26 protein-coding genes are annotated in these 26,936 nt (G+C 63.7%); 14 read left to right on the top strand and 12 right to left on the bottom strand.

The window, feature by feature from the left end; translation table 11 throughout:
* Positions 1-145 precede the first annotated feature (145 nt).
* The 4 genes from PSUB009319_RS21050 (at position 146) to PSUB009319_RS21040 (ending at position 6,008) form a co-directional block, all read left to right on the top strand.
* A complete protein-coding gene (locus PSUB009319_RS21050) occupies positions 146-811 on the top strand; it encodes a cysteine dioxygenase (protein WP_124384124.1) in 666 nt (221 codons plus the stop codon).
* 35 nt (positions 812-846) lie between these two features.
* Positions 847-2,460: a rhodanese-related sulfurtransferase gene (locus tag PSUB009319_RS21045; RefSeq protein ID WP_374704221.1), complete on the top strand. Its 1,614-nt coding sequence runs from the start codon at positions 847-849 to the stop codon at positions 2,458-2,460.
* A gap of 375 nt (positions 2,461-2,835) precedes the next feature.
* A complete protein-coding gene (locus tag PSUB009319_RS23325) occupies positions 2,836-2,970 on the top strand; it encodes a hypothetical protein (protein WP_260393099.1) in 135 nt (44 codons plus the stop codon).
* 104 nt (positions 2,971-3,074) lie between these two features.
* A complete protein-coding gene (locus PSUB009319_RS21040) occupies positions 3,075-6,008 on the top strand; it encodes a Tn3 family transposase (protein WP_124384123.1) in 2,934 nt (977 codons plus the stop codon).
* Positions 6,009-6,020: 12 nt separating this feature from the next.
* On the opposite strand, the gene PSUB009319_RS21035 is transcribed toward PSUB009319_RS21040, so the two are convergent.
* The 10 genes from PSUB009319_RS21035 to PSUB009319_RS20985 all read right to left on the bottom strand — a co-directional run bounded on the left by PSUB009319_RS21035 (position 6,021) and on the right by PSUB009319_RS20985 (position 16,629).
* Positions 6,021-7,331 carry a site-specific integrase gene (locus PSUB009319_RS21035; RefSeq protein WP_124384122.1) on the bottom strand — a complete coding sequence of 437 codons (1,311 nt, stop codon included), beginning with the start codon at positions 7,329-7,331 and terminating at the stop codon, positions 6,021-6,023.
* 140 nt (positions 7,332-7,471) lie between these two features.
* Positions 7,472-7,813, bottom strand: coding sequence for a copper-binding protein (locus PSUB009319_RS21030; protein WP_124384121.1), 342 nt, complete (start codon positions 7,811-7,813; stop codon positions 7,472-7,474).
* A gap of 343 nt (positions 7,814-8,156) precedes the next feature.
* On the bottom strand, positions 8,157-8,384 hold the full coding sequence (locus tag PSUB009319_RS21020) for a hypothetical protein (protein ID WP_124384119.1): 228 nt from the start codon (positions 8,382-8,384) through the stop codon (positions 8,157-8,159).
* A 132-nt stretch (positions 8,385-8,516) separates the two neighbouring features.
* Positions 8,517-9,023: a CzcE family metal-binding protein gene (locus PSUB009319_RS21015; protein ID WP_185453516.1), complete on the bottom strand. Its 507-nt coding sequence runs from the start codon at positions 9,021-9,023 to the stop codon at positions 8,517-8,519.
* A 118-nt stretch (positions 9,024-9,141) separates the two neighbouring features.
* Positions 9,142-9,423 carry a hypothetical protein gene (locus PSUB009319_RS21010; protein ID WP_124384117.1) on the bottom strand — a complete coding sequence of 94 codons (282 nt, stop codon included), beginning with the start codon at positions 9,421-9,423 and terminating at the stop codon, positions 9,142-9,144.
* Between the two features lie 395 nt (positions 9,424-9,818).
* Positions 9,819-10,157, bottom strand: coding sequence for a copper-binding protein (locus tag PSUB009319_RS21005; RefSeq protein WP_124384116.1), 339 nt, complete (start codon positions 10,155-10,157; stop codon positions 9,819-9,821).
* Positions 10,154-13,324, bottom strand: a complete 3,171-nt coding sequence (locus tag PSUB009319_RS21000; protein ID WP_124384115.1) for an efflux RND transporter permease subunit — start codon at positions 13,322-13,324, stop codon at positions 10,154-10,156. The genes PSUB009319_RS21005 and PSUB009319_RS21000 overlap by 4 nt, the downstream gene beginning before the upstream one ends.
* Complete coding sequence (locus PSUB009319_RS20995; RefSeq protein WP_124384114.1) at positions 13,321-14,853, bottom strand: efflux RND transporter periplasmic adaptor subunit; 1,533 nt, start codon at positions 14,851-14,853, stop codon at positions 13,321-13,323. The genes PSUB009319_RS21000 and PSUB009319_RS20995 overlap by 4 nt, the downstream gene beginning before the upstream one ends.
* Positions 14,850-16,151, bottom strand: coding sequence for a TolC family protein (locus PSUB009319_RS20990; protein ID WP_124384113.1), 1,302 nt, complete (start codon positions 16,149-16,151; stop codon positions 14,850-14,852). The genes PSUB009319_RS20995 and PSUB009319_RS20990 overlap by 4 nt, the downstream gene beginning before the upstream one ends.
* 70 nt (positions 16,152-16,221) lie before the next feature.
* Positions 16,222-16,629, bottom strand: coding sequence for a hypothetical protein (locus PSUB009319_RS20985; RefSeq protein ID WP_124384112.1), 408 nt, complete (start codon positions 16,627-16,629; stop codon positions 16,222-16,224).
* A gap of 247 nt (positions 16,630-16,876) precedes the next feature.
* On the opposite strand from PSUB009319_RS20985, the gene cueR reads away from it, so the two are divergent.
* The 10 genes from cueR (at position 16,877) to dsbD (ending at position 25,281) form a co-directional block, all read left to right on the top strand.
* A complete protein-coding gene (gene cueR, locus PSUB009319_RS20980; protein WP_124384111.1) occupies positions 16,877-17,305 on the top strand; it encodes a Cu(I)-responsive transcriptional regulator in 429 nt (142 codons plus the stop codon).
* 12 nt (positions 17,306-17,317) lie between these two features.
* Positions 17,318-19,726, top strand: a complete 2,409-nt coding sequence (locus tag PSUB009319_RS20975) for a heavy metal translocating P-type ATPase (protein WP_124384110.1) — start codon at positions 17,318-17,320, stop codon at positions 19,724-19,726.
* Positions 19,727-19,839: 113 nt separating this feature from the next.
* Positions 19,840-20,226 (top strand): hypothetical protein, encoded by a 387-nt coding sequence (locus PSUB009319_RS20970; RefSeq protein ID WP_124384109.1) that lies wholly within the window; start codon positions 19,840-19,842, stop codon positions 20,224-20,226.
* 121 nt (positions 20,227-20,347) lie between these two features.
* Positions 20,348-20,590: a hypothetical protein gene (locus PSUB009319_RS20965; protein ID WP_185453515.1), complete on the top strand. Its 243-nt coding sequence runs from the start codon at positions 20,348-20,350 to the stop codon at positions 20,588-20,590.
* A gap of 132 nt (positions 20,591-20,722) precedes the next feature.
* The gene (locus PSUB009319_RS20960; RefSeq protein ID WP_124384107.1) at positions 20,723-21,028 is read left to right on the top strand and encodes a hypothetical protein; all 306 of its coding nucleotides are present in this window, start codon (positions 20,723-20,725) and stop codon (positions 21,026-21,028) included.
* 60 nt (positions 21,029-21,088) lie between these two features.
* Positions 21,089-21,322, top strand: coding sequence for a DUF2933 domain-containing protein (locus tag PSUB009319_RS20955; RefSeq protein WP_260393096.1), 234 nt, complete (start codon positions 21,089-21,091; stop codon positions 21,320-21,322).
* Positions 21,323-21,481: 159 nt separating this feature from the next.
* On the top strand, positions 21,482-22,141 hold the full coding sequence (locus tag PSUB009319_RS20950) for an isoprenylcysteine carboxylmethyltransferase family protein (protein WP_124384105.1): 660 nt from the start codon (positions 21,482-21,484) through the stop codon (positions 22,139-22,141).
* 58 nt (positions 22,142-22,199) lie between these two features.
* Positions 22,200-22,805, top strand: a complete 606-nt coding sequence (petA, locus tag PSUB009319_RS20945) for a ubiquinol-cytochrome c reductase iron-sulfur subunit (protein WP_124384104.1) — start codon at positions 22,200-22,202, stop codon at positions 22,803-22,805.
* A 59-nt stretch (positions 22,806-22,864) separates the two neighbouring features.
* Complete coding sequence (locus PSUB009319_RS20940) at positions 22,865-23,194, top strand: P-II family nitrogen regulator (RefSeq protein ID WP_124384103.1); 330 nt, start codon at positions 22,865-22,867, stop codon at positions 23,192-23,194.
* Between the two features lie 140 nt (positions 23,195-23,334).
* Entirely contained in the window at positions 23,335-25,281 is a 1,947-nt protein-coding gene (gene dsbD / locus PSUB009319_RS20935) for a protein-disulfide reductase DsbD (RefSeq protein ID WP_124384102.1), read from the top strand.
* 80 nt (positions 25,282-25,361) lie between these two features.
* Here the strand turns inward: dsbD and PSUB009319_RS20930 are convergent, their stop codons facing one another.
* Together PSUB009319_RS20930 and PSUB009319_RS20925 are read right to left on the bottom strand one after the other, a co-directional pair.
* Positions 25,362-25,886 carry a cytochrome c family protein gene (locus PSUB009319_RS20930; protein ID WP_260393095.1) on the bottom strand — a complete coding sequence of 175 codons (525 nt, stop codon included), beginning with the start codon at positions 25,884-25,886 and terminating at the stop codon, positions 25,362-25,364.
* A gap of 182 nt (positions 25,887-26,068) precedes the next feature.
* Positions 26,069-26,764: a cytochrome c biogenesis CcdA family protein gene (locus PSUB009319_RS20925; protein ID WP_124384100.1), complete on the bottom strand. Its 696-nt coding sequence runs from the start codon at positions 26,762-26,764 to the stop codon at positions 26,069-26,071.
* Between the last annotated feature and the right edge of the window lie 172 nt (positions 26,765-26,936).

The following is a 26,936-nucleotide window of genomic DNA, read 5'->3' as shown; positions in this document are numbered from 1 at the left end:
GAGCATCAGCGCCTGAACGGTTGGCGCCGCAGAACAGCGCCATCTTGCAGGCCGCCCGCGGCACTGCGCTCGGGGTTTAGGTTAGGTAGACGCCTGCGCGCAAGTCCAGCAAGATGCGTCAGAGCCCCACATCAGGAACCTGCCGATGAGCACGCCTGCCCTCGCTTCCGTTTCCGCTTCCGCTGCCCTCTCCGTTTCGGCACCAGCGCAATCGCAGTCCATCGTGCCGCTGCGCGATTTCGTGACCGCGCTGTCGCGCCTGCTGGATCAGCAACCGGCCGAAGCCGAAATCTTCGCGCGCGCCGGCCCCCTGCTCAGCGCGCTCGTCGCCCGCGACGACTGGCTGCCAGCGGAATACGCACAGCCTCACCCCGAGCACTTCCAGCAGTTCCTGCTGCATGCCGATTCCGGCGAGCGTTTTTCCATCGTCAGCTTTGTCTGGGGCCCCGGCCAGCGCACCCCCATCCACGACCACACCACGTGGGGCCTGATTGGCATGCTGCGCGGCGCAGAGTACTCGCAGCCGTTTGCGCTCGACGCCCAAGGCAAACCGCAGCCCGACGGCGCCGCCATCCGCCTGGAGCCCGGCGCTGTCGAATGCGTCTCGCCGCGCGTGGGCGACATCCACCGCGTGCACAACGCCTTTGATGACCGCACGTCAATCAGCATCCACGTGTACGGCGGCAACATCGGCGGCATCCATCGCGCCGTCTATACAGAAGACGGCACACGCAAGCCCTTCATCTCCGGTTACTCCAATACCCACTTGCCCAATCTCTGGGATCGTTCCAAGGACACACCCGCATCGTGAGCACGTTCATCGAAGCTTGCACATCACCGGCCGCTGTGCCACTGGCCCAAAGCCACCTCCCTGCGCTGTCGTTTGCCGACGTACGTGCCGCGCTGCTCGCCCGCAAGGAGATCGCGCTGGTTGACGTGCGAGAAGAAGACCCGTACGCCCAGGCGCACCCGCTGTGGGCCGCCAACCTGCCGCTCTCCCGGCTGGAGCTGGAGGCGTGGGCGCGCATTCCGCGCCGCGATACGTTGATCGTGCTGTATGGCGTGCACGACGGCGTAGACCTCGCCCCGCGTGCTGCGGCCAAGCTGGCCGAACTGGGCTACACACGCGTGTACCTGCTCGACGGCGGGCTCGACGGCTGGCGCGCAGCCGGCGGTGAGGTGTTCCAGGACGTGAACGTGCCCAGCAAATCGTTTGGCGAATACGTGGAGGCGCGTCGCCACACGCCGTCGTTCAGCGCGCAGGAGGTCAAGGCGCTGCTCGATGCCAAGCGCGATGTGGTCATCGTCGATGCGCGCCGCTATGAAGAATTCCAGACCATGAGCATTCCCACTGCGACGAGCGTGCCGGGTGCCGAGCTGGTGTTGCGCATCCGTGAGCTGGCGCCGGACCCGAACACGCAGGTCATCGTCAATTGCGCCGGACGCACGCGCAGCATCATCGGCACGCAATCGCTGGTGAACGCGGGCATTCCCAACCCGGTGGCGGCGTTGCGCAATGGCACCATCGGCTGGCTGCTGGCCGATCAGGTGCTCGATCACGGTGCCAGCCGCCGGCATCCGCAGGGCGTCTGTGCAGGCACGCGCGCCCAGGCGCAAGCCGATGCCCGCGCCGTGGCCGAGCGCGCCAGCGTGCCGCGCATTGCGCTTGCAGACGTTGCCACCCTCGACGCCCCCGACCGCACGCTCTACAAGCTCGACGTACGCACCCCCGAGGAATACGCCGCCGGCCACCTGCCCGGCTTTGCCAGCGCCCCGGGCGGCCAGCTCGTGCAGGAAACAGACCACATCGCCGCTGTACGTGGCGCCCGCATCGTCCTGGCCGATGACGACGGCGTGCGCGCCGACATGTCTGCCTCGTGGCTCGCACAGATGGGCTGGGAGGTCTACGTGGTCGACCCGGTCGACGCCAGCGAGCGCAGCGCCACCGGCGCATGGCAGACACCTGCCGCTCCATCCCCCGCCCCATCCCCCACCGTGTGCACCGTCGATGCGCGCACCCTGGCCGGCTGGCTTGAAGCTGGCGACACGGCGGTCATCGATGTCACGCGCAGCGCCAACTATGTTGCGCGGCATATTCCGGGGGCATGGTTTGCCGTGCGCTCCGATTTGCCCGCCGCCCTCACACGCATCCCGGCTGCACGCCGCTATGTGCTGACTTGCGGCAGCAGCCAGCTCGCGCGCTTTGCCGCCGCCGACCTGGCCGAGCTGACGCAGGCCGAGGTGTGGGCGCTCGACGGTGGCACCGCAGCATGGGTGGCCGCAGGCCTGCCCGTTGAAGCCGGCGAGACCCGCCTGGCCTCAAACCGCATCGACCGCTACCGCCGCCCGTACGAAGGCACGAGCGCACCGCGCGCAGCCATGCAGGCGTATCTGGATTGGGAGTTCGGGCTGGTGGAACAACTCGGCCGGGATGGCACGCACGGGTTCCGGGTGATCTGACCAGCCGCTGGCGTCTGGAACGCCTGCCTTGGCGTTCTGAACCCCACACTTGAGGTTCGGAACACCAGGGAGCCGGGTTCAAAACGCCATGCATGCGGTTCTGAACACCGCCGTTGAGGTTCTGAACCCCATGGTGTGGCGTTGCGAACGCCATGATTGAAGTCCGGAACGCCGCAGGCGCGGTTCCGGACCCGCCGCTTGAGGTTCACGAACCACTCGAATGGCGTTCCGGACCGCACAGTCGATGTTCACAACACCGCGCTGGCCGTACTTCACTTGCTTGCTAACGCCGCTCACAACGAGCGCTAACAAAACTCGTTTTGCGCATCAGTCGGTCTTGAGTAGCATCGGGGCTTCCTCGCCGAGGCTCCCGTCATGTCTCCCTTCATCGCGCTGTGCCTGCTCATCACCTACGTGGTGTGGGGCACAACCTATCTCGCCATCCGCTTTGGGGTAATCGTCCTTTTCGTGCATTTTCTTACGGTTTCCCCGCAGAGCCTTTATTCATAATGCTCCCAGGCCTTTTCCGACAATTGTCTGCTGCTCTCAAGTGACTTCGGGAGTACGATGTCCGCCCGCGATTTCGGATCGCGCCACCCTGACGGGGGCAGAAGATGCCGGGCTTGGAATTTCGCTATGTGGGAAAGGACTCCCTGCCCACTCGGTTGTCGGAGTTCGATGTCGAGCACTATTTCGCGCTGACCGCTAGCGATGTTGCAGCGATCAACCAGAAGTTTCGACGCGCCGGACGCCCCGGAGCCGCCATTCAGTTGGTCTTTCTGCGCGCCAGCGGCCGTACGCTGGACCAACTCAACACACTTCCCCGTCAGTTGCTGCGCTACATCGGCGACAAGCTCGGCGTCGAGACGCCGACGATCGCCTCGCTACGCACCATTTACCAGCGATATCCGACGCTGTATGAGCATCAGGTCTGGGCCTTCCAATACCTCGGCCTGACACGCCTCGATGACGAGCAATGGGCCGGCCTCGAAGCCTGGATACGCCAGGACGCCGCCGAATCGCTGACCGTTGAAGAACTCCTTCAACACGCCCACTACTGGCTGTACGAGCGTCGGATTCTGATCCCTTCGACGCGTGCGCTGCAGGATCTTGCCCGCACCATATGGGCTGGCATCGAGCGGGATTTGCTGGCGATGATCGACGTGGTGGTCTCGCCCGAGCAGATCATGCGGGCCGAGGCTGCGGTGTTTGCTCAGCACGCCACCTCGGGAACGACGGTGCTGGAATGGCTCAAGACCCCACCCGCGCGCCACAGCCCGTCGACCATGTCCGAGACGCTGGCCAAGATCAGCTTTTTGAAGGACCTGGGCGCGCATACCTGGACATTTGACGCGGTCCCTATCGAGAAGCAGCGTGCCTACGGTCAGCGTATCCAAGCCCGCCGCCCCGCCAAAGTTCGCGAACTCAAAGCGTCTACCCGAACGATTGAACTGGTGTTCTTCCTGCGCGTCTCCTTGCTGGAGTTAACGGACGCAATGCTCTACCAAAGTGGGCGCCGCATCTCAGACTTGGTCCGGCAGGCATACAACAAGACCACAACGAAGCAAGCCCGCTCGGCGGTCGAGTACCGGCAGCAACTGGTGGAGATCAAGGCGCTGGTGAACGATACCCGCCGCTCGGCCGAGGAGCGGCTGGCAGATATCGGCAAGCTGCTTGAGGGTCTATCCAGCCGGCCTCCGGCGAGTCATGCCGCAAGCGTGCGCGAAACGCTTACGGAGGACCACCACCGTATCCGCAATCTCCTGACACCCTTGCGGGCGTTGGAGTTTGCCAGTCACGGTAGCGATCCGGCCATGCGCCAACTCGATCTCATTGGCGGTTTGCACGACCAGGGCATGACGGAATTGCCGCCTGACTGCAATGTGCCGGTGAGCGCCAGTTGGCGCGACCTGGTTGACGGCGAGGACCGCCAACGCGCGCTGCGTGCCTTGGAGGCCTCTGCGGTGATGAGCTTGCGCAAGGGGCTGCGTCGCGGCACGGTGTGGATCAACCACAGCCTTTCGTTTCGGGAGCGTGACCAGTTGCTGATTCCACCGGCACAGTGGGAATCCGACCGGGACCGGCATCTGTCCTCGCTCGGCTTGCCAAACCAGGCTGGCACCTACCTTGATCGCCTGACCGAGCATTTGAAGGCGGGTCTTGCGGCGCTGAACGAGGCACGTGAGGCTGGCCACTTCACGATCGACGCGGAGGGCATCCTCCATTTGTCGCCCCTGGAAGCGCAGACAACCGATACCACGCCCCAACGTACCCGGGATCTGCTCTTCAAGGACATCGGCAGCGCGCAGTTTGCCGACATGATCCTGGAGATGGATGCCCGTACAAATTTCAGCGAAGTGCTGCTGGCGCGCAAGGCGCGGGACGCACACGAACTCATCTCCCTCTATGCGGCCCTGATCGCGCACGGCACCGAACTGGATGCCAAGGGCGTCGCGGCCATGATCCCGCAGTTGGACCCTGCGCACGTCTCCACAGCGATGCGCGCCCTGGAAATGCCTGGGCGGCTACGCCGCGCCAGTGAGCGCGTGGTGGAGTTCCAGCGCACGCATGCGATCACCGACCTATGGGGAACGGGCCAACTCGCCTCCAGCGATTCAATGAGCCTGGACACGTCCCCACACCTGTTCTACGCCCGCGCCGATCCCCGCCGGCGCACGCACGCCGTCGGCATCTATACGCACGTGCTGGACCAACATGGCATCGTCTACAACCAGCCCATGGTGCTCAACGAGCGTCAGACCGGCGTGGCGATTGAAGGTGTCATGCGTCACAACGAGACCCGCGCCGACGGCGGGCTGCTGCGGCTCGCCGTGGATACCCACGGCTACACGAACGTGGGGATGGCTATGGCCAAGCTGCTTGGCTTTGACCTCTGCCCCTGGCTGCGCAACCTGTCGGAGCGCAAACTGTACTTGCCGCGCGGCCTACAGGTGCCAGACGGTTTGGCGGGGGCTGTCTCGCTCGACATCTCGCTCAAGGCGATCCGCGACGGCTGGGATGGTTTGCTGCGACTGGTGGCGTCCATTCACTCGGGGCGCGTGAGCGCGATCGTTGCGCTGCAACGATTCGGCAGTGCTGCCCAGGGTGACCCGATTCACCGGGCAGCGGACCATCTGGGCAAGCTGCTGCGCACGCTATTCCTGTGCGACTTTTTCAGCAACATCGAGTTTCGTCGGGAGTTGCGCACGCTCCTCAATCGGGGCGAATCCGTGCACCAGCTCCAGCGGGCGATCTATATGAGCAAGGTCCAACATGATCGCGGCCGCCGCCAGGACGAGATGATCGCGATTTCCGGGGCGCTCACGCTGCTGACAAATCTGGTGATTGCGTGGAATACCGAGCGCATGCAAACGACGGTGGATACGTGGCGGCGCAAGGGACAACGGATCGACGATGACTGGCTGCGCCGCATGGGGCCGGCGCACTTCGCACACGTGAACTTCCGGGGCATCCTGAGCTTCCCGATCCACCTCTACCAGGATTCGCTGATCGAGACGGCGCCTCGGCGGCGTGCGAGCAGCACCTGAGAACCGGTCCGGCTAGCTCCAATAGGTGTCGGTCAGCGGATCGTGCAAGGTAACCTCGACAAAGCAATTGCAGAGGTCCGCGTTTTCGTGCATCTCCGAGATGAGCTCCTCGATGGCCTTCTCCAGTTCGGGGCCCCCAGCGAAAGGCATGACGATTTCGTAGCGGGGACGCCGCTTCTCGAAGACACGCATTTGGTACTGGGACAGGCAGAACTGCTCGATCCATCGGCGCGCTTTGGACATGCCGCGAACGAACTTGCTGTTGCGCTCGATGTACAGATTCACCATCAGCCGCGTCTGGGCAACTGGCTTGGGTGGGAGCGCCGGAAGCCGCTCAGGCAGCGGTGCCATCGGTATGGCGGTGGAGAGCGGCACGGGCGCTGCGGGGGGTGCCAGTGCGGATTCGATCCTGTGCTGTGCGAACGGGTCGGCCGCGTCGATGTAGCGCATGGCCGAGCGCACGTCCTTCCAGCCGACGTATTCCATCAACATCTTGAGATCCCACTGGTTCCCATTGGCCCAGGTCGCGAAGCCCCGCCGCAGCGAGTGGCTGCTATAGCTGTCCGCCTGCGGCAGGCCTGCCTCGCGAAACAGCGAGCGTAGCATCGGCACGATGCTGCTGGCCTGCAGCCCGTCATCAGCCATCCGGCCCCAGCGGTCGATCCGTCGGAACACGGGGCCACCGGTCAGGCCCGATGCTGCCAACCAGGCTTCGTAGGCCGCGACCGGGCACAGGCGCGACAACGCCGGTGCCTTGTGGGTCGTGCCGACGTGGTTCCGGTCCGTCTTGGTGCGCGGCAGGAAGATCGTCATGCCCCGGCCAGGCTCGACCGTGATGTGCTCGATCTGCAGCCGACTCAGCTCGTCCGAGCGGAAGCCGCGCCAGAAGCCGATCAGCACCAGCGCTTTGTTGCGGGTGTGGACCTGTAGTTGATGGATGTTTCCCGCAACCGAGGCGGCCGCAATCTGCATATCCAGCCAGCCTGCCAGCTGCTCCAGTTGGGCGAGCTGCAACGGCTTGGCCCGCCGCACTTGAGCCGGGTGCAGTGCCTGGATGCCCTTGAGCACCTTGCGAACATGCGGTGCTTGGGTTGGGTCGGGAAAGCCTTGCGAGACATGCCATTGCGCGATCGCAGCCAACCGTTGACGCAGCGTATTGATGGAAAGCGTCTGCGCGTGCTCGGCCAAATACCTCGCAATGCTGTCGGCGCTCGCCGGCAGGAAGCCTCCCCATTCCCGCTCGAAATGGCGGATGGCGGACTGATAGCTGCGCCGGGTGTGATCGCGGGTGGCAGCCTCAATATACCGGTCAATATCAGCCATGTCGGGTCGCATGGATACGATTTCGAGATTGTCGCGCCCCGATTGTAGGGCGCGACAGCTTCTTATCGTGCTGGTCATGAAGGGCGTGTTCCATTGTTGCCCCTTATGACTCTATCGCATGCTGGGCTGCTCTGTGACGCTTACCGCCGGCGCATCTCCACCACGGTGGGCTGACCGTTGATCATGTCAAAGGTCGCCAACACCGTATCCCCTTCCTTGAAGTTCTTCAGCGACGCCTTGTCCTTCACGGCAAAGGGCATCGTCATGGCGTCCATGCCGAGGTTGTCGATCGGGCCGTGTTTGAGGGTCACCTGTCCGGAATCGAGGTAAATCTTCCGGACCTCCGCCGCGACGGGCTCGGGTGCTGCTTGCTTGGCCTGGCTTGCCGGCTTCATGTCCATGCCGTCCATCGGCGTGGCTGCAAAGGCGGCGGGAGCCGAGGCCAGCATCATGGCGAATGCAAAAGCGGAAACGTACTTCATCGTGGGACCTCGTCATGAGAAGGTGGTTGGGAAACAGATCCACTTACTTGTGGCGGCGGTTGACGGTCTTGCGAGAACGCGTGCGCGAACGGGGCGCGCGGCCATGTCCGCGGTGATGACCGGTGCCATATCGTCGGCGCAGGTACCAAGCGAATAAACAGATCGCACAAAATGTCAGCACCAGGGCAACCAAGATGGCCACAATGACATTGAGTGGAAGATCGAAGACTGGGGCTCTATTCACGGTTGGTCACACGCATTGCGATTTGCATCGATGCTCGACTGAATGCCAGGAACGCCTTGGCGTCCCTGGCTTCTTTGCCATGCAAGAGGCGGGGCAGCGTCAGGCCGCTGATGTGTTTCGAGCGGTGAGCGCGTTGCCGCCATCGGTGTACGGGTCGCGCGGATCGTTCACCGAACGTGCGCCGTCGGTGTAGAGATCGCGCTTGTCCGCGACGTGCGCGCCATCATGGTATGGGTCTACCGTCTGCGCGGCCATCACCACACCGGCGTTTGCACCAAGAGACACCAGTACCGTGCTGGCGAGAATGATTTTCTTGATCGTTTGCATGATTTTTCTCCAATCGTGCGGATCTGAGTGGGGCGGCGTCGCCATCGCTCAGGATCTCGTATTTCTCATATCCAGTAATGCGGCGCGAAACGCGCCGGCTCCCAGGACCCCGGGAGCTCACCGCGAGTTGATTTAGTGGCCGGCGTACAGGCCGGAGCCGTTGGGATAGGCCCAGACGCCCTTGGCGGCAGGAACCTCCGGAAAGAGCGTGCTCAGTTCGACGGCGGAGTTGCCCGGCCGCGCGGCAAAGGTCCACGTTGCTGAGCTTGAGCCGAAGTCAAAGCGCACCGTTTCGCCAGCGCGCACGGGAACGGCTTTCATCCCCGGGACGACGGCAACCGTGCGAGAGTCGGCGGGCATCGCTGCCCGCTCGCCGAACAGCGCAGCATTCGCATTGCTCCGCTGGCCGTCCGACCGATGCATCATTTGCTCGTGCATCTTGTCTCCCGTTGCGGACATCTGCCCCATCATGGCGCAGTGGTCGCACACCGCTTGGTCGGCCGCATCGCCCGCACTCGCGACCCGTTGTTGTTGCGCAGCCTTGCGAGCGCTGTTGATGGCGTCCCAGTTCGGGCCTGCAAAGGCGGATGCACTGAGTGCGGCGAAGGTAATAGTGGAAAGAACTTGGATAGCTTTCATGATTGATCCCGAATGTTGACTCTCAGAGGCGCGACACCACATTGCGTGCTTTGCTCGCAGCAGGGTGTGCGCATGGCTTCTGCAATTGGCAGCAGCAACTGCCGCCATTCGGGATCAATCAGAGTCGTAGTCTGGCCGTCTGAAGATAGACCGGCGCAGATACCACCGTGTAGAGCGACAGGGAATGCAACGAATCACTGCGCCCCGACATCTCCGGGCGGGGATAGCGAGCTTCCCGTACTGGTGGCCCATCGCCATCGGGCGGATGGCCCTTGTTGTCGGCCCAGAGACGCCCGTCGCCAAACGAGTCGGCACACAGCGCCAACTGATCGCCGCCCGCATTTAGGCAGTCGTCGCGCGACACCAGATTCTGGTGCGCCGGCCCGTACACCGATTCCATCGGGCACACATACCCTGCTGCCGCCAGACGGGTGAAGAGCAAGCTGGCCAGGACGACCCAGCCGGCCAATCGGCGGAGGATTCGGCTTCCGGCCCTCATCGGAGCGCCCCTTTTTGCAAACTTGGATCGAGGTTGCGGCCGTGGATATCAAACCGGCCGCACGCATGCCACCGCCTGGCAAAGCCAGCCGGCGTGGGGAGCATATCCATGGCCTGAGTTCTCACGACGGGGATTCCGGTTTGGTAATTAAAGCGATGATTTCAAGATAAACCTTCCATTCGTGGGAAGGTCAAGGACTAAGCGAAAATATTCGAAATCCTGCAGCTCATCATTTTTCGAGCCACTGCGCGCTGCGGCACACTCCCGCGCTCATCAGCGGGAGTGCACTCCGGCGTTTACTTGCGCTGAATACCCACCACGGTCGGTTTGCCACCGACCTTATCGAACATGACCGAGACCGACTCGCCTTCCTTGAAGTTCTTCAGCGACGCGCGGTCCTTGACCGGAAACGCCATGGTCATGGCCGGCATGCCGAGGTTCTCAATCGCAGCGTGCTTGAGCGTGACCTTGCCCGCTTGCAGGTCGATCTTCTGGATCTCCGCGGCAACCGGACCGGGTGCCTGCATCGATTCGGCCGACGGCTTCATGTTCATGCCGTCCATGGATTCGGCCGCAAATGCTGCCGGTGCCGCAGCGAGCGCAAGCGCGATTGCGAGAGTCTTGATGTGTTTCATGTCGATTCCTCTTGATGTGAGGGGTGGGTGGAAAGCGATGATGAGTTCGTCTGCCGTCGGCGGATCAGTAGATACACGGCCGGGACGACGAACAGGGATAGCAAGGGCGCGGTGACCATGCCACCAACCATCGGGGCGGCAATGCGCTGCATGATCTCGGAACCGGTGCCGTGCGCCCACATGATCGGGATCAGGCCGGCCAGGATGACGGCGACCGTCATGGCCTTTGGGCGCACGCGCAGGACCGCGCCTTCCTGAATGGCTTCCAGCAGCGCCGTTGTCGTGTTCTGGCCGGCCTCCTGCCGCTCCGACCATGCCTGTTTGAGATAGAGCAACATGATCACACCGAACTCGGCCGCCACCCCGGCGAGCGCGATGAAGCCGACGATCCCGGCCACCGACAGGTTGTATCCCAGCAGATAGAGCAGCCAGAAGCCGCCGATCAGCGCCAGCGGCAGCGTGCCCATGATGAGCAGCGCCTCGTCGATGCCGCCGAACACAAGGTACAGCAGCACGAAGATGATCAGCAAGGTGAACGGCACCACCACCTTCAGCTTGGCGCTGGCACGCTCCAGGTACTCGAACTGGCCCGACCAACTCAACGCGTAGCCTGCCGGCATCGGCACCGCCTTGGTCACTGCCGCCTGCATGTCCTGCACCGCCGAGCGCAAGTCGCGCCCCCGGATGTCCACATACACCCAGCCGGAGAGGCGCGCGTTCTCGCTGCGCAGCATCGGTGGCCCTTGCACCACCTGGATACGAGCGACGTCAGACAGCGTGATCTGCTGGCCGCGGTCGGTGACGATCGGCAAGCTGCGCAGTTGCTCGACCGAGTCGCGGTAGTCACGTGGGTAGCGGACGTTGATCGGGAACCGGGCCAAGCCATCGACCACTTCCCCCACGTTGTCTCCACCCACGGCTGACGACACGATGCTCTGCACGTCTTCGATATTGAGGCCATACCGTCCCGCAGCCATCCGGTCGATATCGACGTCGGCGTAGCGCCCGCCGGACAGGCGTTCGGCCAGCGCCGAGGTAACCCCGGGTACAGTCTTGACCGCCTCCTCGATCCGCGTGGTCAGGCGGTCGATCTCCTTCAAGTCCGTGCCCGCCACCTTGATGCCGACCGGGCTCTTGATGCCGGTGGCGAGCATGTCGATCCGGTTGCGGATCGGCGGTACCCAGATGTTGGACAGGCCTGGTACCTTGACCACGCGGTCCAGCTCCTCGACCAACTTGTCGGTCGTCATGCCCGGCCGCCACTGGTCGTGCGGCTTGAACTGGATGGTGGTCTCGAACATCTCGATGGGGGCCGGATCGGTGGCGGTGTCGGCGCGGCCCGCCTTGCCGAACACGCTGGCGACCTCCGGCACGGTCTTGATCAGGCGATCGGTCTGCTGCAGGAGCTGGGCGGCCTTGCCCGCTGACAACCCCGGCAGCGCCGACGGCATGTACAACAGGTCGCCCTCGTCCAGCGGCGGCATGAATTCACCGCCCGTGCGCATGATCGGCCAAGCCGTGGCTGCAAGCAGCACGGCGGCGATGACAACCGTCGTCTTGGGATACGCCAGCACCCTGGCCAACACCGGTTGATAAAGCCGGATCAGCCAGCGGCTGAGCGGATTCGATTGCTCGGTGGGGATGCGCCCGCGGATCAGGTAACCCATCAGCACCGGCACCAGCGTCACGGACAGCCCGGCCGCCGCCGCCATCGAATAGGTCTTGGTAAAGGCCAGCGGCGAGAACAGCCGGCCTTCCTGTGCCTCCAGCGTGAACACCGGAATGAACGACAGCGTGATGATCAGCAGCGAGAAGAACAGCGCCGGACCCACTTCCGCCGCCGACTCCCCGATCACGCTCCAGCGCTCATGCCCGGCCAGGTCACGGCCGGGATTGTCTGCATGCCAGTGTTCCAGGTGCTTGTGCGCGTTCTCGATCATGACCACGGCCGCATCGACCATCGCGCCGACGGCGATGGCGATGCCGCCTAGCGACATGATGTTGGCATTGACGCCCTGATAGCGCATCACCAGGAAGGCGGCGAGCACGCCCAACGGCAGCGACACGATGGCCACTAGTGCGGAACGCAGGTGGAACAGGAACACCAGGCACACCAGCGCGACGACGATGAACTCTTCGATCAGCTTGTGCGTCAGGTTCTCCACCGCTCGATTGATCAGCGCGGAACGGTCGTAGGTTGGCACGATCTCGACGCCGGCCGGCAGGCTCTTCTGCAGAGTGGCGAGCTTGGCCTTGACCGCTTCGATGGTTTCCAGTGCGTTCTTGCCGGAGCGCATCACGATGACACCGCCAGCGACCTCACCCTGGCCGTCGAGATCGGCAATGCCGCGCCGCATCTCGGGCCCAAGCTGGAGGGAGGCGACGTCGCCCAGGCGAACAGCAATGCCCGCGTCGTTCGTCATCAGCGGAATATGCCGAAAGTCGTCGAGCGTCTTAAGGTAGCCACTGGCACGGACCATGTACTCTGCCTCGCCCAGTTCGAGCACCGAACCGCCGGTCTCCTGGTTCGCCGCCTTCAGTGCCGCCAGCACCTTAGCCTGGGACAGGTTGTACGCGCGTAACCGATCCGGCATCAGGACGACCTGGAACTGCTTGACCATCCCACCAAGCGACGCCACCTCGGCGACGTTGGGTAGCGATTTGAGCTCGAAGCGCAGGAACCAGTCCTGCAGCGCACGCAGTTGGCTGAGGTCGTGCTGGCCGGTCTTGTCCACCAATGCGTACTCGTAGATCCAGCCCACGCCGGTCGCGTCCGGGCCCAGCGCGGGCTTGGCGGCGGCCGGCAGGCGGGATTGCACCTGGTTCAGGTACTCCAGCACGCGCGAGCGGGCCCAATACAGGTCGGTGCCATCCTCGAACAGCACATAAACGAAGGAGTCTCCAAAGAACGAGTAGCCGCGCACCGTCTTGGCACCGGGCACCGACAGCATGGTGGTGGTCAGCGGATAAGTGACCTGGTTCTCCACGATCTGCGGTGCCTGGCCGGGGAACGGCGTGCGGATGATGACCTGCACGTCCGACAGGTCGGGCAAGGCATCGAGCGGCGTGCTGCGCACGGCCCACAGGCCCCAGGCGGTCAGCATCAGCGTCGCCAGCAGAATCAGGAAGCGGTTGCGGATGGACGCCAGAATCAGCCGGGCGATCATGGCTTGTCCCCTGCGCCAGTGGCTGGCTCGACCGAAGACAGAACTGCCATGCCATCGGCGTTCAGATGGAAGCGGAAACGCACCCGGTCGCCCGGCTTCAGGCCTTTTGGCAGACCTGTTGGCGGCGCCCCGAAGTCCATCGTCATGGCACCCCACTGGATCGACGGAATCGGACTGTGTGAGATCGTCAGGCCTTCACCGGTGACGGCCTCGATCCGGCCGACGCCTTCGTGTTCGGTGGTGGCCGCTGCGGGTGCGGAGGCCGCAGCCGGGGCAGCCATGCGCTCGGTGGTGCCGCGCAGGCTGGCTTCCGAATCGATCAGGAACTGGCCGGAGGTGACCACCTTCTGGCCAGCCTTGAGACCCGCCAGGACTTCGACCATACCCTCGGCCTCGCGCCCGGTCTTGATCTCGGTGGCCACAAAGCCCGCCTGGCCACCATCGACCATGACAATGCTGCGCTGACCGGTACGGATGACGGCCTCCAACGGGATGGTCAGCACGTCCTGCTGCTCGCCGCTGTCGAAGCGGACCGTGGCAAACATGCCCGGCAATAGGTGCCGGCCCTTGTTGGGCAGGACGATGCGCACCTTGATGGTCCGTGTCGCCGGGTTGACGTCGGGCAACACGGTGTCGACCTTGCCGACCAGCGGCTCGGCAGCCCCAGTCGGCAGCACCTTGACCGCCAGGCCGGGCGAGATGGTGCGGGCCTGGCCCTCGGGCACCTCGGCAACCACCCAGACCTGGCTCAAGTCGGCCAGGCGGAACAGCGTCATGCCGGGGGAGACTGTCATCCCATCGCGCACTGCGACCTCGGTCACGATGCCATCGATGGGGCTCGCAATGCCTACGCTGGGCTGCAGCCGGCCGGAGGCCTCAACCGCGCTGACCTGACCCGGCGTCATGCCGGCCTGCAGCATGCGCGCCTTGGCCGCACCGGCGAGATCGGCTTGACCGTGTGCCGGCTGACGCAACACAGCCAGATACTCTTCCTGGGCCGCCACCCAGTCTGGCGAATACAGCGTTACCAGCGCTTGCCCCCGCCGCACGGGGTCGAGGGTCGCCCTGACTGCGACGTGCTGGACAAAGGCGTTCGTGCGCGCCTGGATCACTTGCACGCTGCGCTCGTCGATGGCGATATTGCCGGGCGCTTCCAGCACCGCGCTCAACCGGCCGGCCTTGACCTCGGCCGTGCGGATGCCGAGGTTTTGCGCGACACGGCTATCAACCGTGATGCCGCTGGCACCGCTGTCCCCCTCCGCGTAGACAGGCACCAACTGCATGTCCATGAAGGGAGATTTGCCCGGCTTGTCGAAGCGCTGCCCGGGCACCATGGGATCGTGCCAGTACAGCACCTTTTTGCCGGTCTTGGGATCGACGTCGCCGGCCGCGAGACCAGATGCCGGGCTGGCCGGCATCGACGATGATGCCGACCGGGCACCCTGCGTGACGCCGACCCGGTAGGCGCCATAGATGGCGGCCCCGGCAAGAACGAGCCCCACAGCCGTTGCAATGACCTGTTTTTTCATTTGCGTTCCTTGATGGCGGACTCGGTCTGCGCGGTGGGCAGCGGAACCAGGAAGGTCAGGTCCGCCCACAGCTTGGCCGTCTTGGCTTCCAGCGCCAGTCGCTCCAATTCCGTATCGATGGCGCGATGATTGGCTTCAGCCACGGCCACCAGCGATCCGGTATTGGACCGGTAGGCGGTCAGGGCCGCCTCCGCCTGCGTGCTGGCGAGCGGCAGGGTCTTCTCGTCGTAGCGCTTGAGCCGCTCGAGATTGCGCTGCAGCTCGGCCAGCTTGGCGCCGACCATGGCCTGGGTATCGCGCCGGAGGATTTCGGACTTGGCACGCGCCGCCTGGGCTTGTGCCAGCCTGGCCGCGACTTCGCGGTCCTGCCGGTTGCCCTGGTCCCAAGGCAGCGGAAAGCTGATGTTCACGGAACCCATGTTCGAGAACGCGGAGCCACGCTGGCTGTACATCAGCTCGACCGTGACATCCGGCTTCTTTGTTTCGGCGGCGGCCCGGATCTCGCTCTCCGCCAGACCCACTTCGCGCTGCGCGGCGGTGATCTCGGGTACCGCGTCCAACTCACCGCGCGCCAGTTGTTCGACCGGCGGGGGAACATCGAGGCGCGGGCGCTCGGACATCGGGCGGCTCGCAGCCGGGCCAACCCAGCGCTCTAGAGCGACGGTGCTGGTCGCCACGGCAGCGCGGTTTTCGTCCAGGCGGTCCTGCAGCTTCTGGATTTCCAGTTCCATCGCCAGCACGTCGGCGCGTGTGCCCCGTCCGCTGCGATACGCGGCAGTTGCCGCCTGCAATGCGAGTTCCAGCGGGTGGCCATGGTGGCCCAGCAACGTGCCGGTCTGTTCGGCATACCAGCGGTCCAGCCACGCACCGACGGCGTTGCGCTGCACGTTGGCGAGGCCGACCGCGCGCTGCGCTTCGGCGGCGTCGGCTTCCGCCTCGAAACGTGCCGCTTTGGCGCGGCGCTTGTCCGCGCGCGTGAATTCCTGCATCACGCTGATGGAGCGCTGGGTCATGAAATCCCGGCTGAGCGAAAACTGGTCGGGGCCGTTGACCGGCACGTTGTCGAGTCCGAGCTTGAGTACGGGGTCCGGCAACTGGCCGGCGGCGACCGCCATTTGGGTTGCGGCTTCGATGGTGCCGCGCGAGGATTCGGCGTCGCTGGCATGCGCGGTGGCGAGCGCGACGGTTTCCTCAACGGAAAGCGGGGGAACGGATTGCGAGGTCGCGGCATGCGACATCGCGATGCCGAAGGCAGGCGCGCAGAGCAGCGCCAGCGTCAGGCGACGAGGAAAAAGCATAAAGCCTCCAAGAACGACGACAGCTCCCCACGCCTAGAGAGGGGGGCACAGAATGACGTCGATCCGGAGGCTACGTTTGGAAACTGCAGTAAAGGATGGCCAGGGGTGGCGGGGGAGCGCGCGCTGTCACCTCGGTGCGCAGCGCGGCGCGAACATCGGCTAGAACGACGCGTGTCGGCTCGATGACGCCCGTCAGCACCGGCAAGAAAACCGGCAGTTGCGGTGCGACATGGTCGGCGCTCTTTGAGTCGGCCTGACAATGGGCCAGGCAAAGGGCGCCGTTGTCCTTGTCCACGCTGCTGCCGTGATGATCGGCCATGTCAGTGCACGATTCGGTCAGGGCTGCTTTTGCGTCGCCGCCGTCCATCCGGTACTGACTGCCGGCACAGGCGTACGCCGCCGCTGCCAGTTGAACAGTCAGGAAAACCAGCAGGAGGATGCCAGCGAAGAAAGGATGCCGGCGTGGCGTGTGACGCAAGGGTTTTTTGCAGCGGCAGAATTTTCGCAAGGATACCGGTTTTTGCTCGCAATGCAACTGCGCGGAAAACAGGATCAGGCGCCCGCATGGGCATCGGGCAAAAGCACGATTGCGACATCCTTGACCTTCCCACTTGGGAAGGGTGTACCGTGAAATCGTGAAGATTTGGGCACGCGTCGGTTCCGTGAAAGATGTCGCGAACACAGGATACCGAAGCTGCCATGCGCGCAGGAGCGAGGAGCACGCCATGAATATCGGACAAGCCGCGAGTGTCTCCGGCGTCTCGGCCAAAATGATCCGCTACTACGAAAGTATTGGCCTGGTCGCTTCGGCTACCCGGAGCGAGGGAAACTACCGGATGTATCGTGAAAACGACATCCACACCCTGCGCTTCATTGGGCGTGCGCGGGCATTGGGTTTCTCCACGGCGCAGATTCGGGAGCTGCTCGGGCTGTGGCAAAACAAGCGGCGCGCGAGCGTGGCGGTGAAGGCCATCGCGTTGCAGCGCATTCAGGAACTGGACGCTCGGATTGCCGCGCTCAGCGGCATGCGGGACACCCTGCTGTATCTGGCGCAGCATTGTGATGGCGACGATCGACCCGCTTGTCCGATCCTGGAGGCCATCAGCAGCGCAGCCCCACGGCAATTGCCCGCACCGCAGGCCACAAGGCATTGAGGCACCGCGAAAATGCGCGACCAACAACCGCATCCGCATATGTCATCCGCCGCGCCCGGGCACGACGGCGAGCCGGAGCGAGCCCAAGCTGGGGGTCACCCGCATGCCACGGCGACGCGACTGACGCTCGTGACCGCCACTGAGGAACGGGACCCGGTGTGCGGGATGACGGTCAAGCCCAATACGCCGTATCAGTCAAGCTACGCGGGAACCCGATACAGCTTCTGTGGCGCAGCATGCCAGCGGAAGTTCGATGCGGACCCCACGCGGTACACGCATCCACATGTCACCTCCGCTGTAGACGACGCCAATGCAGCGCAGGACACCGTCTACACCTGCCCCATGCACCCCGAGATCCGCCAGGACCATCCCGGGAGTTGCCCGAAGTGCGGTATGGCGCTTGAGCCGGCGATGCCGAGTCTTGACGCGGATGAGCATCCCGAACTCGCGGCGTTCCGCCGACGCTTCTGGTGGACCTTGCCGCTGACGATCGCTGTCGTAGCGCTGGTGATGCTGGGGGGCCATGTCGCTGGCGTGGCCCCGGCGGCGCAAGGCTGGGTGGAGTTTGCCTTGTCCGCGCCCGTGGTCTTGTGGGCCGGCTTCCCCATCTATGCCCGATGCCTGCAGTCGTTGCGCAGCCGCAGCCCGAACATGTGGACCCTGATCGGTCTGGGCACTGGCGCGGCCTTCGTCTACAGCGTTGCAGCCACCGTTGCGCCCGGGCTGTTTCCCTCCAGCTTTGCCATGCACGGCCGCATCCCGGTCTACTTCGAAGCTGCGGCCGTCATCATTTCGCTCACGCTGCTCGGCCAGATTTTTGAACTGCGGGCGCGTTCGCAGACTTCGGCTGCCATTAAGTCGCTACTCGGCCTGGCACCCAAGACGGCACGCCGCATCAAGCCTGACGGCAGCGAGGAGGACGTTCCGCTCACGCACGTGCATGTCGGCGACTTGCTTCGGATTCGGCCGGGCGAGAAGGTGCCAACCGATGGCATCGTGACCGAAGGAGCAAGCGCCATCAACGAATCGATGATCACCGGCGAGCCGTTGCCCGTTTCCAAGCACGCTGGCGACCACGTGATCGGCGCCACCCTCAATACGTCGGGCAGCCTGGTGATGCGCTCGGAAAAGGTCGGCGCCCAGACGGTGCTGTCGCAGATCGTCCAGATGGTGGCCCAGGCCCAGCGCTCCAAGGCGCCCATGCAGCGCATGGCGGACCAGGTTGCCGGCGTGTTCGTGCTGGTGGTGGTAGCCATTGCCGTGCTTGCTTTCTTCGGCTGGGGATTGTTCGGTCCCGAGCCGAGCTGGGTCTTTGGGCTGGTCAATGCCGTGGCCGTGTTGATCATCGCCTGTCCATGCGCGCTGGGGCTCGCTACGCCGATGTCGATCATGGTGGCCAGCGGCAAGGCGGCAACCCAGGGCATTCTGTTCCGGGATGCGGCCGCCATCGAGCATTTCCGCAAGGTCGACACCCTGATCGTCGACAAAACCGGCACGCTGACCGAGGGCCGTCCGGTCTTCGAGCGGGCATTGGCCGTCGATTCGCTCGATGAGACCACGGTGCTACGCCTGGCGGCGAGTCTCGATCAGGGTAGCGAGCACCCGCTGGCGGCCACCATCGTTGCGGCGGCGCGTGAGCGGGGCCTGACGTTAGGGAAGGTCGAACATTTCGCATCGGACGCGGGTATGGGCGTGCGGGGCCGGGTTGACGGTCACCAACTGATACTCGGCAATGCCGCCCTGATGCGTCGGGAGCAAGTCGTCATTGAATCACAAGCGTTGCGGGCAAATGTGCTGGGGCAGTACGGCGCCAGTGTCATGTACCTGGCCGTTGACCGGAAATTGGCGGGGCTGCTGACGGTCTCGGACCCGATCAAGGCCAGCACTCCCGAAGCGCTTGCGGCGCTCAAAGCAGCCGGGATTCGCGTGGTGATGGCCAGCGGCGACAGCATCGCGACAGCGCGAGCCGTGGCCGGCCCCCTTGGTATTAGCGAGTTTCACGGTGAAGTCAAACCGGCCGGCAAGCTAGCGCTGGTCGCAAAACTTCAAGGCGAAGGCCACGTGGTGGCCATGGCTGGCGACGGCATCAACGATGCGCCGGCCCTAGCCAAAGCCGACGTCGGCATCGCCATGGGGACTGGAACCGATGTGGCGATGCATAGCGCCCAGGTCACGCTGGTCAAGGGCGACCTGCGCGGGTTAGCGCGTGCGCGGGAACTGTCGCAAGCCACCATTGCCAATATGAAACAGAACCTCGGATTTGCGTTCGTCTACAACGCGCTGGGAATCCCGCTGGCCGCTGGGCTGCTGTATCCGTTCACGGGGTGGCTGCTGTCACCGATGATTGCGGCACTTGCCATGAGCCTGAGTTCGGTGTCGGTGATTTCCAATGCGCTGCGGTTGAGAACGCAGGTGCCTTAAGCGCCGCATGTTGGATGAAGATCATGTCCACCGCCTACCGTCCCCAAAGTCGCGCCCGCCTTGTGGTCAAGTTTTGGCAGGCCTAGACTGAACGCACCTGTTTGCAGGGATACATGAAGCATCACCATCACCCCCTCGCTCGGTTGCTTGTGCTCGCGTTGCTCGCGACGGTGTTGTTCACGCGCGTGGCGATCGCGGGATACGTTTGCCCGCCCGAGTCGGGGGCCATGATGGACTCCTCGGCGATGGCTGTTTCCGTCGTGAACTGCCAGGACATGGACGATGCGCAGCCTGCGCTCTGCGCGGACCATCGGCACGATGGCCGCCACCTGGCGGATGCCAACGGCCATGCTCTTGATCTTGGCATGCTGCCTGCCGCAATCGGGCTCGTGCACGTTCTTCCTCCGACGCCTTACGCCGGACCGGCTTACCCGTTGGCCTCTCGGCCCGCTGCAGTGCCTGGGCCCATCTATCTCGCAACAGCGCGCTTGCGAATCTGATCCCCCCCCATACGCGGCAATCCGTCGCCGCAAGCTCTGATTTCAATCGCTCCCCCGGCAGGATGTCTGCTGACTCTGCCTGGAATGAGCCGGGAAGAAACCTTATGTGGGGAAGACCATCATGCATTCTGTTCTCAGAATCATCGTTCTCGTTTCGCTTGGTGTTGCCGCTGGCGCGGCCTTCGCGGGTCCCAACTGGGACGCCATCAACAGTGCGCGCGCGGCTGCAAAGCATTCCGCCGCCGCTTCCGGTACTGCATCGAGCAAAGAGGCGATGCAGAAGCAGTGCGCTGAAATGATGAAATCAACGGATGCCCGCCCGGCAGACGGCGGCAGCACAAAGGGTTCTTCCGAAGCGAAATGAGCGTGTGCGCCGCAGCCCGATGATCGAAGTGCTCGCGTCAGTGCGATGCGGATGCTGAGAGACCAGTCGTCAGGTCGATGACACACGAAATCAGGTGAGAGCGATCCAGCTCAATCGAATATGGAGAATGACATGAAGACGCAATCAGTCGTGGCCGCAACGCTTGCGCTTGCCCTGCTTGGGGCCGGTGGCTGGAGCGTGGCAGCCGGCCCCAGCCGTGGCACCGACGGCACCAAGCCGGGTTCGCAAGACCCCATGCACTCCATGATGATGGATCACATGATGGGCGACGGAATGATGGGCGGTTGTCCGATGATGGGGCAACTGCCGCCCGGCAACGAGAAGCTCTCGATGCAGATGCATGGGGAGATGATGCAGGCGATGGGGGAAATCCTGCGCAAGTACGCGGACAAGATCCAGACGCCCTCATCGAAATGACGGTGGTCGGCCGTATCGCGAACGACCGAGCACCACAGGAGTACCGCTATGAAATGCAATATGAGAACCATGGCCGCCGTGGGCGCTGCCCTGGTGGCGATCTTGGCGCTCGCCTATGCCGTTTTCCCGTCAGTTCGTGCCTTCGTGCTGGGCATTGGTCCCTACCTGCTGATCCTCGTCTGCCCGCTATCGATGTGGCTGATGATGAAAGGCATGCAAGGTCAAGACGATCAGCGGCGTTCGACGAGAGAGGACACGCCTGAGCAGAAGCAGCCATTTCGGATCGAAAAGTGAATCGCGAGTGAGGCCGCACGTGTATCGCGAAGGCGGGTTCCAGCAAGAGCAGGACAAGGGCTGTAGGCCATCCTAGTGCGCGAATCATCAACGCAAGTGTGAGGCGGTGTCCGGAGATGCAGGGGCAAATCCAATCCTGTCGTCTGCGCGAGGAGTGCCATGAACATCATGAGTAGTTTTAGTGCGCACTACGGCCATTGGAACCTTGTCGCGGTCTTGGTTGGGGTGGTGTCATGGATCTTGTATCGGTACGTGGCGCCGCAAGGTTGGCGCGAATGGACTGGGGCGGGTCTCGTTCAGGCCTTTGTGATCGCGCTGTACGCGGAAATGTACGGCTTCCCCCTCACGATCTACCTCCTGACGGGCTTCCTCGGAATCGACATACCGCTTACTGTCTACAGTGGGCATCTGTGGGCTACGCTGCTCGGTTATGGCATGGCTGGCGCAATGGTCGAGATGGTGATAGCTACCGTCTTCATCCTCCCGGGCCTCATTCTGCTGATTTGGGGATGGAGCACTGTCTATCGGGCAAGCCGCGCCGGGCGCATCGCCCAGGAGGGACCTTATGGATTCGTCCGTCATCCGCAGTACCTCGGCATCATGCTGGCTGTCTTCGGGCAGGTGGTGCATTGGCCCACGCTGATCACCGTGGTGCTGTTGCCAGTCATTGTGTTTGTCTATAACAGGCTGGCGCGCAAGGAAGAACAAGACATGGTCAGCCGTTTTGGGGCCGCCTACGAGGCGTATCGAAAAGACGTCCCCATGTTCATGCCAGGCGTCAGGCAATGGAAGCAATTGTTCAGCACACTCGTGGACTGATGTGCTCGGTCAAAGTCCGGTGACTGACCACATTGATCCCGGCTTGGAGATCACCGCGATGAGCAAGCCAAGCGCAGACTCCCGAACCGCACGCCGGCGCAGATTGCTTCTGCTGGCCACCGGCACCGTGGGTGGTGTGGGGCTCGCTGGCGCCATGCTGCCATTCGTCGCGAGCATGGCGCCGAGCCGCGCCGCCAGATCGAGAGGAGCCCCCGTCGAGGTGAACCTCGATGCCGTTGAGCCCGGGGCTCTGGTTACCGTCGCTTGGCGCGGTAAGCCCGTTTGGATCTTGCACCGTACCCGCGACATGCTGGATCGTCTAGGCACACACGACAATCTGTTGGGCGATCCGCAATCCAAAGAAGATCAACAGCCGGCCTATGCACGCAACGCAACCCGCTCCCTTCGGCCTGACTACTTTGTGGCAGTAGGCATTTGTACGCATCTTGGCTGCATACCGAACTATCGGCCGGAAGTCGGCGCCCCGGATTTGGGCGATCGTTGGCCCGGTGGCTTCTTTTGTCCTTGCCATGGTTCCAAATTCGATCTGGCCGGACGTGTGTTCCGGAATGTTCCTGCGCCGCTCAACCTGGAGATCCCTCCGTACCAGTACCTGGACAACGCCCGCTTGATAGTTGGCGAGGATCGCTATGGAGCCAGATGATTTCTTGCCCCGCTGCACCGGCTGCGGTGGCCCCTACCTCGGTTGTCAAGGAGACGGTCATGAGCACCAAATGGGTGATTGCCATTGTTCCCACCGAACTGCTGGAGCAGCTTGAACGGAAGCTTGCGACCGTTCACGCCCCGGGTCTGACGATCACCAGGGTCAAGGGGTACGGCGAGTACAAGAATTTCTTTTCCAGTGACCTGACCACCGTGCATACCAAGGTTGAAATTTTCGCGGACGAGGCCGAGGTTGAGGCCATCACCAACGCGATCGTTGCGGTCGGAAAATCGACGGTGCCGGGCGCCGGGATCGTGGCGGTTGTTCCCGTCGAGAAGTTCTTGCATCTTCACGTTCCCCCTGGGGCGTCGGGTGGCGCGGCGGAATGATCCCATCGGGTGTCAATGGTGGGGCGCCAGATGGCACCGGCTCACGATGCCCGGTGGCTCGAGAGGCGTGAAGGCATCAGCCGAGAGGCTACAGCGCGATCAGCACTGTATGGTCGGTCATTGAGGTCAGGGAGTGGTGTATGGGATGGAGCGTGGCAGCCATGCGCACTGGCGGTGACGGGCGAGTACGACTCCTCGCCCCGGCACAGCTCGTTTTGCAGCTGCTTGCTTTTATATGGCTCTGCATCGCAGGCGCCGGTGGGGTTGCCCATGCTGCTGGCGAGCAAGATCTCCTGCCACCGGAACGGGCCTTCCGTTTGGTGGCGCGGCAACTCGAAGACCACTCCATCGAGGTGCACTTCGACATTGCCGACGGTTATCACCTCTACCGTGAGCGATTCGCGTTCACCGCACAACCGGCTGAGGTCAATCTCGGCGCCCCCGAGTTTCCGCCGGGGCAGGTCAAGTTTGACGAAGCGCTCGGCAAGCAGATGGAGACCTATCATGGCGGCGTCACCATTCGCGTGCCGGTGGCGGTCGTGCCTGCCGACGGCAAATGGTCGCTGACGGTGACATCACAAGGCTGTGCCGACAAGGGAATCTGCTACCCGCCGATGAAGAGTGTGTACAAGGTCGGCGGTGGCTTGCTCGGTGGCCTATTCGATCGGCATCGGAGCAGCACGCCAATGACGTCGCCCGTGCCGCCGGCGGCGCCGACTTTGCCCGGCTTGGGAGAGGGGCAAATTGAGCCTGCTGTTCCATCAGCTGCGCCAAGGAATGACGACGGCGACCGCATTGCCCGTGTGCTGGCCAGCCGCCAGTTGGGGAAGATTGCCACGGTCTTCCTCAGCTTCGGCCTGCTGCTGACGCTCACGCCAAGCGTGCTGGCGATGGTGCCGATGCTGTCGTCAATCGTCGTCGGCGAGCACGTCACGCGCGGTCGCGCCTTGCTGGTCTCGCTAGCCTACGTGCTTGGAATGACGGTGGCTTATGCCGGCGTCGGCGTGGCTGCAGGATTTTTCGGCGAGAGATTCTCGGCGGGGCCGCAGATGTCGTGGGCGCTGGGAGCTTTTGCCACGCTGGCAGTGGCCCTGGCGCTGTCGATGTTCGGACTCTATGAGCTGGGGCGACAGCCCCCAATGGCGGCGTCCTCGAACCAGCGGTCGGGCGGCCAGATTGCTGTTGCCGCAGTATCGGGGGTGATTTCAGCGTTGGTCGTCGTTCGCGGCGTGCGTGCGCCGCTGTCGGGCACGCTGGCCTATCTCATGCAAACCGGTGATGGCATCAGCGGTAGCGTTGCACTATTCGCTATGGCGATCGGCGTGGGGACACCGCTGGTGCTGATCGGCGTCGCCGCCGGCAATCTTCTGCCGCGCGCTGGACACTGGCTGAAGGTGACGAAGGGCTTCTTGGGCTTCTTGCTGCTGGGCGAGGCGCTCTGGGCTGTCGGTCCGCTATTGCCTCCCTGGGCAGCAATGACGGCGTGGGGCATGCTGCTGCTGATTGCCTCCGCCTTCCTGGGCGCCTTCGATTCGCTTGGTCCCGAGCCTCGCAGCTTGGCCCGGTTGGGGAAAGGCATGGGCGTGGTGGCCGCGCTGGCAGGGGCGATCCTGCTGGTCGGGCTGGCGTCTGGCGGACGGGACCTGCTCCAGCCGCTGTCGCATCTGCGTGCTGGCCAGGTGGCACCTGCCTCCACTGCTGGCCCGGCGGTGGTGCACTTCGAGCGCATCCGTTCTGTGACCGAGCTCGATGCGCGCTTGGTGCAGGCCGCCGCGGCCGGCGAGCCGGTGCTACTGGATTTCTATGCCGATTGGTGCGTCAGTTGCAAGGAAATGGAACGCCTGACCTTTAGCGATCCAAGAGTCCAGGCGCAGCTGGCGGGGGCTGTGCTGTTGCAGGCGGACGTGACCGGCAATACGGCCGACGACCGCACCCTGCTCAAACGCTTCGGCTTGTTCGGGCCGCCCGGCATCATCTTGTTTGGTGCCGACGGACGTGAGAGCTCGGTGCGGGTGATCGGTTTTCAGTCGGCAAGCCTTTTTCTCGACAGCCTCTCGCGGGCGTGGAACCACAACGGGAAGAGTTGAGAATTGGCCGATTCCCCGGCCGCAGCTCTGCAGCGGCATCGCCGCTGAGTTCCAGATGCCGCAGGTTGGGTGGCCAGATTTTATGGGCACCGCCTCTGAATGAAGGTCGAGATTTCCTCGGGGCGTGCGAACACCACGGCAGCACGGTCGCCTTGCATGCCTGCGCCGATCAGCACAGGCTGACCGGCAGCCGGGCCGGCAGCGCTGCCATCGGTTTTGAATCGCAGGTTGAACTCCCAAAAGGCGTGGGTCTTCCGGTCGGCGGTGGTCAGGCGATAGGTGTCGCTACAGTAACGGATTGAGGTGACCCTCGACGCCGCGTCGAGCTCCTTCAAGTTCGGCAGGCCACTATCGGGCACCTTCACACGACCCGTGGAAACGGCTTCAAGGTAAGCAACCAGATCGGCTCGCGCACGTGCATCGGCAATACCGGGAAAGGTCATCGCGTTACCCGGCACCACGGCCGCCGGATTTTTGAGCCATGCATCGAGGTTCCGTTTGTCCCAGACCAGACCTGATTGCTTGAGGGTGTCAGAGTAGCGCACGAAACCGTCGGCTGTGCCTGCTTTGCGGCCCAAAACGCCTGCCAAACTCGGGCCTGTCATGTGCCGACCCGGTGCAAATGAATGGCACGCCATGCAGGCACGGGCGGCTTGTGCGCCACGTGTGAGGTCACCCTCTGCACGAGCCGGCACACTAAACACAAGTGGGCCCAAAGCGGCCACGACCGCATGAACGCCAAGTCGTCGAATCATTGGACTGCTCCTGTTTGCGCGCCAGCTCACCTTCAGGCCGCGAGCTCCGGAATGATGAAGAAGTACGCATTCAACATGTAAAGGCCGGAAAGAATCAGCACGACCGCGCCGGCAATCTCGAAGGTTTTTTGGTAACGCTTCAGCATCGAGAGGCTCTCCAGCCGTCCCAAGGCCACCGCGCCGACGATGATCGGCACGGCACGGCCCAAAGCGAACGCGAATAACAGGGTCGCGCCGAACAACGGGGAGCCGATCACGGCGGCGATGCCGAGCAAGATCACCATAGCCGGCGTGCACGCAGGGCAGACGGCCACGGCAAAGGGGGCACCGAGAGCGAACGCGCCCCAACCGCTACCCACTCTTTTGGCGCGAACGGGAAGCGATGGCAAGGGCAGCCTGATCCATCCTGGCCATATGAGTCCAAGCAGAATCAGCGCCGGTCCCAGCACGACGCCCCACTCACGTCCGATGACCCGCTCCACCCCTTGGCCACCCAAGGCCGCCGCCAGTCCCAGCAGCGTTTGCGTGAGGACCATCCCGAGGATGAACATCGCGCCATACCGGATCGCCGTTTTCGTTTCGCGTGCTTTGGTGACGTAGGCCAGCGACACCGGGATCGCGGCCAGCGCCACCGGGTTGAAGGTGAACACGAACCCGAGCAGAAAGCCCACGCCCAGCGATGCCAGGCTGGCTTGCTCCAGGGTGCTTCGCAATGCCTCGATATCCATTAGCCTGTTCCTTTCAGTGTGCCGGTGCCGAGCCGTTTATCACTTGGCCGACCGCTCATGGACGGCGCCGCCCGGTTCGGTCCACCTCAGTCGCCGTGCCAACGCCTCGCGCAGTTTGGCGGCGCTGGGTAGAGGGATGGCCGGGATTCGTGAATATGCGAAGCCTCACATA

This window comes from Ralstonia sp. SET104, from assembly GCF_003851545.1.
Lineage (GTDB): Bacteria > Pseudomonadota > Gammaproteobacteria > Burkholderiales > Burkholderiaceae > Ralstonia.
This window is presented reverse-complemented; position numbering and strand designations above follow the sequence as displayed.